Source organism: Helicobacter pylori (assembly GCF_003636935.1).
Lineage (GTDB): Bacteria > Campylobacterota > Campylobacteria > Campylobacterales > Helicobacteraceae > Helicobacter > Helicobacter pylori_CH.
Genome location: NZ_MVVH01000013.1, coordinates 26,999 through 35,188, shown reverse-complemented (window position 1 = coordinate 35,188; position 8,190 = coordinate 26,999). Strand labels below are relative to the sequence as shown.

Genomic DNA, 8,190 nt, shown 5'->3' with positions numbered 1-8,190 from the left:
TAGAAAATCAAATAATAGAAGCCACTACAAGGCTTTTAACGAGCTATCAAATCTTTTTAAACCAAGCACGAGATAACGCTAATAACCAAATCACAGAAAACAAAACCCAAAGCCTTGAAGCGATCACGCAAGCTAAAACGACCGCTAACAACGAAATAAGCACCAACAAAACGCAATCGATAAATAACATTACCGAAGCGAAAGAAAGCGCTAACAATGAAATAAATAACAATAAAACCCAAGCGATAACGAACATTAACGAAGCGAAAGAAAACGCTAACAACGAAATAAACACCAACAAAACGCAAGCAATCAATAACATCACGCAAGAAAAACAACAAGCCACAAGCGAGATTATTGAAGCGAAAAAACGATCATTATCAAAACATTGATTTTTTTGAGATTGAATAAGGCGTGTTAAAAAACCACTATAATACCCCTAAAAAAATGCGAGTTTAAAGATGCCTATATTTGATTTAAAAAGCCCTTATCCACCAGCAGGCGATCAGCCCCAAGCCATAGAAGCTTTAACAAAAAGCTTAAAAAATAACAACCATTATCAAACTTTAGTGGGGGTTACAGGGAGCGGTAAGACTTACACGATGGCCAATATCATCGCTCAAACCAATAAACCCGCTTTGATCATGAGCCATAATAAGACCTTATGCGCGCAACTTTATAGCGAGTTTAAGGCGTTTTTCCCGCATAATAGGGTGGAGTATTTTATCTCCCACTTTGATTACTACCAGCCTGAAAGCTATATCCCTAGAAGGGATTTATTTATTGAAAAAGACAGCTCTATCAATGATGATTTGGAGCGTTTGAGATTGAGCGCGACCACCTCGCTTTTAGGTTATGATGATGTGATCGTGATAGCGAGCGTTTCGGCTAATTATGGTTTGGGTAACCCTGAAGAATATTTAAAAGTCATGGAAAAAATCAAAGTGGGCGAGAAGCGCGCTTACAAGAGTTTTTTATTAAAGCTAGTGGAAATGGGTTATAGCCGTAATGAAGTGGTGTTTGATAGGGGGAGCTTTAGAGCGACGGGGGAATGCGTGGATATTTTCCCCGCTTATAATGACGCTGAATTTATTAGGATTGAATTTTTTGGCGATGAGATAGAAAGGATTGCGGTCTTTGACGCTTTAGAAAGAAATGAAATCAAGCGCTTGGATTCTGTCATGCTTTATGCGGCCAGTCAGTTTGCCGTAGGGAGCGAGAGGTTGAATTTAGCCATTAAAAGCATTGAAGACGAACTCGCTCTAAGGTTGAAATTTTTTAAAGAGCAGGATAAAATGCTTGAATACAACCGCCTCAAACAACGCACCGAGCATGATTTAGAAATGATTAGCGCGACCGGTGTGTGTAAGGGCATTGAAAATTACGCGCGCCATTTCACCGGTAAAGCCCCTAATGAAACGCCTTTTTGTTTGTTTGATTATTTAGGGATATTTGAGCGGGAGTTTTTAGTCATTGTAGATGAAAGCCATGTGAGTTTGCCGCAATTTGGGGGGATGTATGCAGGGGATATGAGCAGGAAAAGCGTTTTAGTGGAATATGGTTTTAGATTGCCTAGCGCTTTAGACAACCGCCCTTTAAAATTTGATGAATTTATCCATAAAAATTGCCAATTCCTTTTTGTGTCCGCTACGCCCAATAAGCTAGAATTAGAGCTTTCCAAAAAGAATGTCGCTGAGCAAATCATTCGCCCTACAGGGCTTTTAGACCCTAAATTTGAAGTGCGAGACAGCGATAAGCAAGTTCAGGATTTATTTGATGAAATCAAGTTAGTGGTGGCCAGAGATGAAAGGGTGCTAATCACCACGCTCACTAAAAAAATGGCAGAAGAATTGTGTAAATATTATGCTGAATGGGGCTTGAAGGTGCGTTACATGCATAGTGAAATTGATGCGATTGAAAGGAATCACCTTATCCGCTCTTTAAGGCTTAAAGAATTTGACATTTTAATAGGGATCAATCTTTTAAGAGAAGGGCTGGATTTGCCTGAAGTTTCTTTAGTAGCGATCATGGATGCGGATAAAGAAGGGTTTTTAAGGAGTGAAACAAGCCTCATTCAAACCATGGGGCGAGCCGCTAGAAACGCTAATGGCAAGGTTTTATTATACGCTAAAAAAATCACTCAAAGCATGCAAAAAGCCTTTGAAATTACGAGTTACAGGCGCGCTAAGCAAGAAGAGTTTAATAAGCTCCATAATATTACTCCCAAAACCGTTACTCGCGCTTTAGAAGAGGAGTTGAAATTAAGAGACGATGAGGCTAAAATCGCTAAAGCTTTAAAAAAGGACAAAATCCCTAAAAGTGAAAGGGAAAAAATCATTAAAGAATTGGATAAAAAAATGCGAGAATGCGCGAAAAATTTGGATTTTGAAGAAGCGATGCGCTTGAGAGATGAAATCGCTAAATTAAGAACGCTTTAAACGCTATCGCTTAAAAACTGCACTTTAAAAACTATAAGTGTAGTTGAAATAAACCGAGTAATTGCGCCTGAAATCAACTTGGTATAACAAGCTGTTGATTCCGTATTCTAAAAATCGTAAAACTTTGAGGACATCTTCACTATTATTGCTAATGTTATTCATGGAATAATAGTGGTTAAAATAATAAGTGGGGATTTTAATCCCAAAGCCAAATTGGTTGCGTTTATTCCCTAAACGAACCCCTAAATCCACTAAAAACTGGAAGCCATTTGGATCCACTTTCCCGCCAAAAGTATTTTGAAGAAGCGCTTGATACAATAACGCATCGCTTACTTTGTCATACACTCCAGAAAATGCAATCCCTAGATTGAACCCGGCAAAAAACTTGTCCCCATTATAAGCGTTAAGCAACAAATCCATATAAGTGCCGTAAGTGGAAATGATAATAGACTGCGATTCTTTTAGACCATAAAGAGAGGCGCTCAAATCATAGAATAGCCCCCACCTGAAGCCAAACCACTTCGTTTCTTCATGCTTACCCACCCATTTATAGCCCACTTGCACGCCAAGACCATTAGACACATACGAATTTTTAAAAATAGGGCTTAAACTATCGCTGAAAAGGATTTGGCTCTTATTGAATTGTTGGGATAAATTCAAGTTGCTAGAGTTGTGCTGAATGCTCCCTAATTGATACCCAAGCCCCAGATAAAACGCCGATTGATCCGCATAGCGTTTGATGGGCGAAACCACCTTTTTATTGCCAAAAATATAATTCCCTTTAGTCAAAACATCTTTAAAACCCTCTGCATTAAGCGCACAAAAAAGCCCTAAAATTAAACATAACGCTCGTTTCAAAAAACCCCTTAAAACTTCAATTTTTTACCGCTTATTTTATAGTTTTGTTTTTGTAAAAATGTGCCTTATTCAAACACCCTTTTAAAAATCGCCCCCACGTTTTTAGTGTAATAGCTGTAATCAAAACACGCTTTGATTTCGTCCTCGCTCAAATATTTTTTCAAGCGTTCATCGTTGAGTAGGGCGTTTAAAAACAAATTTTCATCAGCGTTTTTAGAAGCGCCTTGTTGCAAAACCTCCCATATTTTCATCGCATTTTCTTGCACGATAGAATAGCTTTCTTCTCTACTCAAACCTTTTTTAGGCAATTCCAATAACACCCGTTGCGAAAAAACTAGCCCCCCGCTCAAAGCTAAATTTTTAAGCATGTTTTTAGGATAAACCACCAGATTTCCAACCACGCTATTTAGGCGGCTGAGCATAAAATCGCTCGTGATAAACAGATCGGGCAAGGCAAAACGCTCCACAGAGCTATGGCTCATGTCTCTTTCATGCCATAAGGCGACATTTTCTAACATAGGGGTCGTAAAAGAGCGAATCACCCTACAAAGCCCGGTGATATTCTCGCTCAATATGGGGTTTCTTTTATGGGGCATCGCAGAGCTTCCTTTTTGCCCTGTTGAAAAAGCTTCTTCCACTTCATAGACTTCACTGCGTTGCAAATGGCGGATATTGGTAGCGATTTTTTCACAACTGCTCGCCAAAAGAGCCAGATCGCATGCAAGCCTAGCGTAGCGGTCTCTTTGAATGACTTGATTGCTGATATTGGCGGTTTTTAAGCCTAAAAATGTGCACGCTAATTCTTCTAATTCTAAGGGGGCATGCGCGAAATTCCCCATAGCCCCACTGATCGCTCCCACGCTGATAAATTCCATCGTTAAATCTAAAGCCTTTAAATGCCGTTTGATTTCATCAGCAAAAAGGGCTAACACTAAGCCAAAAGTAATGGGTTCGCCAAACACCCCATGGCTTCTGCCCACCATTAGCGTGTCTTTATGCTCTAAAGCCTTGTTTTTAAGGGTTTCATAGAGGTTTTTAACGCCTTTTTGAATGAGTTTTAAGCTTTTTGTCATCAATAACGCCATAGCCGTATCAATGCAATCGCTAGAAGTGATCCCATAATGGAAAAAGCGGGATTCTTCGCCCAAGCTTTCAGCCACGCAAGTGGTGAAAGCGATTAAATCATGCTTAGTGGTTTTTTCAATTTCTTTGATGCGCTCAAGATTGAATGCCGCTTTCGTGCAGATTTTTTCACAATCGCTATCTTGGATTTGCCCAAGCTTGTTCCACGCCCTAATGACAGCTTTTTCCACTTCTAAATAGGTTTCAAACTTGGTTTGCTCATTCCATAGGGCTTTCATTTCTTCATTCGCATAGCGTTCTAACACCGACAATCCTTAAAATCAAAATGGGATTTATGTTACTTTAAAGGGGTTTAAAAAGTCAAGGGGGGAAATCACACAAGACGCAAAAAGCGCCTTGATTTAATGGAAGGGTTATACTTTAGCTTCTTCTCTGCGTTGCAAGTATTCCCAACGCTCATTCACATCTTTTTGCAATTCTTCAATAACATGTTCGTTTTCCTTTTTGAAAAGGTGTTTGAAGCGCTTTTGAGCCCCTAAATAATCCCTTACAGGAATGATATTTCTTGGGCGGTAAGTGATTTTCAATTCCCTGCCATTAAAGATTTCAAATAGGGGGAACATCAAGCTATCCACAGCCATATCCGCTAATTCAATGGTTTTATTGGATTCAAATTTCCATTCAGTCGTGCATGGGCTAAGAGCGTTAATAAAGCAAGGCCCTTCAGTGTCTAGTGCGGTTTTAATCTTTTTATTCATGTCTTTCCATTTGTTAGGCGAGAGTTGTGCCACATAAGGGACCCCATGGCTTGCCATGATATTGACGATGTCTTTTTTCTTTTCTTTTTTACCAAAACTAACCGATCCCGCTGGCGTGGTGGAAGTGCTAGCCCCTAATGGCGTAGATCCGCTTCTTTGACCGCCGGTATTGGCGTAGTTTTCATTATCCAAGCAAATGTAAGTCATGTCATGCCCTCTTTCCATGCAACCGCTAATGAATTGAAGACCAATATCATAACTGGCCCCATCGCCTCCAAACGCCACAAATTTTGGTTTTTGACCTTGATAGCGGCCCTTATTCGCAAGCGCTTTATACATCGCCTCCACCCCTGAAATCGCCGTAGAGCCATTTTCAAAACCAATATGAATCCAAGGCACATCCCATGAAGTGTGCGGATACACCGCCGAGCATACCTCTAAACAACCGGTAGAATTGCCTAAAACAATAGGCCCATCTACAGCGTTTAAAACTTCGCGCACAATAATGCCATGCCCACAACCCGGGCAAAGCAAGTGTGAGCCTTGGAATTTTTCAGCGCTTTGGCTAAAACCTTTGAGTGTTTTGACTTCTTTTACCATGATATTTCCTTTTTAAAAAAAGCTCATTTTAGGGCCGCGCAAGCCTACGAATTGTTGGGTAGGGTGCGTGAGCGTGCCTTTAAGAGCGTCTTCATTGATTTCTTCAAAAATTTCGCATAAATGCGCGATTGTCATATCCCTTTCGCCTAAACCATAAATGTAGTTAGACACCACAGGGTGTTTAGTCCCTTGGGTTTGATACACCGCGCTCGTTACTTCATTAAACATCGCCCCCATAGCACCCGCTGGAGAGCTCTTGTCTAAAATCGCTAAAGCTTTAAGATTTTTCAAATCCTGCCCCAATCTTTCATAAGGGAAAGGGCGCAAAGAATGGATGGTGGCCACACCGGCCTTAATGCCTTTTTTACGCATTTCCTTAGCCGCTACGATGGCGGATTCATAAGTAGTGCCTAACGCAAAGATAGCGATTTCAGCGTCTTCTAGCTGGAAAGTTTTAGTTAAATGGTATTGTCTGCCTGTGAGTTTAGCGAAATCATTGAACACTTCTTCAATCACAGAAGACGCGCTCATGATGGCATGGTGGAGTTGGGCTTTATGCTCATAATGCCATTCTTCTTCAGCTTGCGCGCCATAGCTTACCGGTTTATCAAAATCCAAAAGGGAATGCTTGGTTTGGTATTCGCCTACGAATTGATAAGCCACTGCATCGCTCAAAGGGCGGACATTTTGCACGGTGTGCGAACACAAAAACCCGTCTTGATTGACAATAGTAGGCACGCACACCTTTTGATGCTCTGCGATTCTAAACGCCATTAAAGTGAAATCATAAGCTTCTTGAGGGTTGCATGTGCATAAACTGATCCAGCCAGAATCCCTACTCAAATACATATCCGAATGATCGCCATGGATATTCAAAGGGGCTGCTAGAGCGCGATTGACTAAATTCAAAACGATAGGCAAACGCATGCCAGAGGCCTGGTATAAAACTTCTACCATTAACGCCAAACCTTGAGAGCTAGTCGCAGTGCTGACCCTTCCTCCAGCTGCTGCAGCTCCCACGCATGCACTCATGGCGGCATGCTCAGATTCCACTAAAACAAATTCGCCATCAATATAGCCATTGTCCTTAAACGAGCCATAATTTTGCACAATGGGCGTTGATGGGGTGATAGGATAGGCTGCGATGACATCAATTTGAGCCTGTCTTAAAGCGTTAGAGCTAGCGGTATTGCCATCCCACACTTCTATCTCTTGTAATTCAATACTTCTTGCCATATTTTTTCCTTATGATTTTTTCTTTTCTTGTTTTTGCGGCCATTGAGTGAGGGCGGTAGCGGGCTCAATTTGTTCTTCAAACATCCATAGCGATTTAGGGTTGGTGGGGCAGACATCCACGCACACGCCACAGCCCTTACAATGAGAATAATCCACGCCTTTTAACTTGCCCTCTCTTGAAAGAATGGCAGCGTCTGGGCAATAAACCCAACAATTAAAGCAATTGATGCAAATGTTATTGTTATGCACAGGCTTAGCCACGCGCCAATGAGCCACTGAAGTGGTGAAGTAACTTTGCTCGGTGTAATGGCGCTCATCATTGTGTTTTTCCATTTCGCTTTGTGCGTTCTTTTCAAAAGGGAAGAGCACCGCTCCCATTTCAAATTCATTCCAATCTTTCATCTTTAATCCTTAATGTTATTGAACTTCTTCATAAGCTCTTTGGATAGCGAGCATGTTAGCGTCAATGACTTCTTGCGTGAGTTTTTTGCCCAAAACTTTCTTAAAAGCTTCTTTAAAAGCCCCGATTTCAAGCATGCCAGACACTTTCATTAAAGCCCCTAACATGGGCGTGTTGGGGATAGGGCGTTTTAAGGTTTCCATAGAGATTTTTAAACAATCCACTAAAAACACCTTACGGGTTTTTAATTCAGGTTTTTTTTCAAACAATTCTTCTTTGTTAAGGTAGCTGGTGATGATATAAGTCGTGTCTTCTTTTTCATTAGCGAAGATGTTTTCAATGAAAACCAAACCGGGATCAATCACCAGCACATAATCAGGCTGCATGAAGCGCTCATGGTTTAAAATCGGCTCATCATCAACGCGGTTATAAGCCATCATAGCAGCTCCCCTTTTAGCTGAACCATAGGAAGCGAACGCTTGCACTTCTTTGCCTGTTTTTGAAATCACATCAGCCAACCCTTTAGCGCCAGTGATTGCACCTTGACCAGCTCGTGCATGCCATCTAATTTGAAACATGGTAATATGTCTCCTTAATATCGTATAAAATAAATTGAATTTAGCCCAAAATTATACAAGAAAAACCATTAACTATATCTTATAACAACACCTTTTTAAGAATTTTTATAGGAAAATGGGGGCATACCTACAAGAATTATGGCTATTTTATGGCTATTTATTCTAAAAAATAGGCGTTCTTAATCAAAACCACTAATATTTATTTTAAACTTTGTTATTATTAGGGCGTGATTTGATCT

8 protein-coding genes are annotated in these 8,190 nt (G+C 40.7%); 2 read left to right on the top strand and 6 right to left on the bottom strand.

Going from position 1 to position 8,190, the window contains the following annotated elements:
• Both EAL87_RS07050 and uvrB read left to right on the top strand, forming a co-directional pair.
• The coding region (locus tag EAL87_RS07050) for an ATP synthase subunit B family protein (RefSeq protein WP_488782844.1) at positions 1 to 392 on the top strand (392 nt) is incomplete at its 5' end.
• Positions 393 to 461: 69 nt separating this feature from the next.
• Positions 462 to 2,438, top strand: a complete 1,977-nt coding sequence (gene uvrB / locus EAL87_RS07045; protein ID WP_120913982.1) for an excinuclease ABC subunit UvrB — start codon at positions 462 to 464, stop codon at positions 2,436 to 2,438.
• Positions 2,439 to 2,462: 24 nt separating this feature from the next.
• Here the strand turns inward: uvrB and EAL87_RS07040 are convergent, their stop codons facing one another.
• The 6 genes from EAL87_RS07040 to EAL87_RS07015 form a co-directional block, all read right to left on the bottom strand.
• On the bottom strand, positions 2,463 to 3,296 hold the full coding sequence (locus EAL87_RS07040; RefSeq protein WP_120913980.1) for an outer membrane protein: 834 nt from the start codon (positions 3,294 to 3,296) through the stop codon (positions 2,463 to 2,465).
• A gap of 65 nt (positions 3,297 to 3,361) precedes the next feature.
• Positions 3,362 to 4,684 carry an adenylosuccinate lyase gene (gene purB / locus EAL87_RS07035; RefSeq protein WP_120913978.1) on the bottom strand — a complete coding sequence of 441 codons (1,323 nt, stop codon included), beginning with the start codon at positions 4,682 to 4,684 and terminating at the stop codon, positions 3,362 to 3,364.
• A 108-nt stretch (positions 4,685 to 4,792) separates the two neighbouring features.
• Positions 4,793 to 5,737, bottom strand: coding sequence for a thiamine pyrophosphate-dependent enzyme (locus EAL87_RS07030; protein WP_120913977.1), 945 nt, complete (start codon positions 5,735 to 5,737; stop codon positions 4,793 to 4,795).
• A 12-nt stretch (positions 5,738 to 5,749) separates the two neighbouring features.
• A complete protein-coding gene (locus EAL87_RS07025; RefSeq protein WP_001917433.1) occupies positions 5,750 to 6,973 on the bottom strand; it encodes a 2-oxoacid:ferredoxin oxidoreductase subunit alpha in 1,224 nt (407 codons plus the stop codon).
• Positions 6,974 to 6,982: 9 nt separating this feature from the next.
• A complete protein-coding gene (locus EAL87_RS07020; RefSeq protein ID WP_000656174.1) occupies positions 6,983 to 7,375 on the bottom strand; it encodes a 4Fe-4S dicluster-binding protein in 393 nt (130 codons plus the stop codon).
• A gap of 15 nt (positions 7,376 to 7,390) precedes the next feature.
• Positions 7,391 to 7,951, bottom strand: coding sequence for a pyruvate flavodoxin oxidoreductase subunit gamma (locus EAL87_RS07015; RefSeq protein ID WP_000486467.1), 561 nt, complete (start codon positions 7,949 to 7,951; stop codon positions 7,391 to 7,393).
• Positions 7,952 to 8,190: the final 239 nt, after the last annotated feature.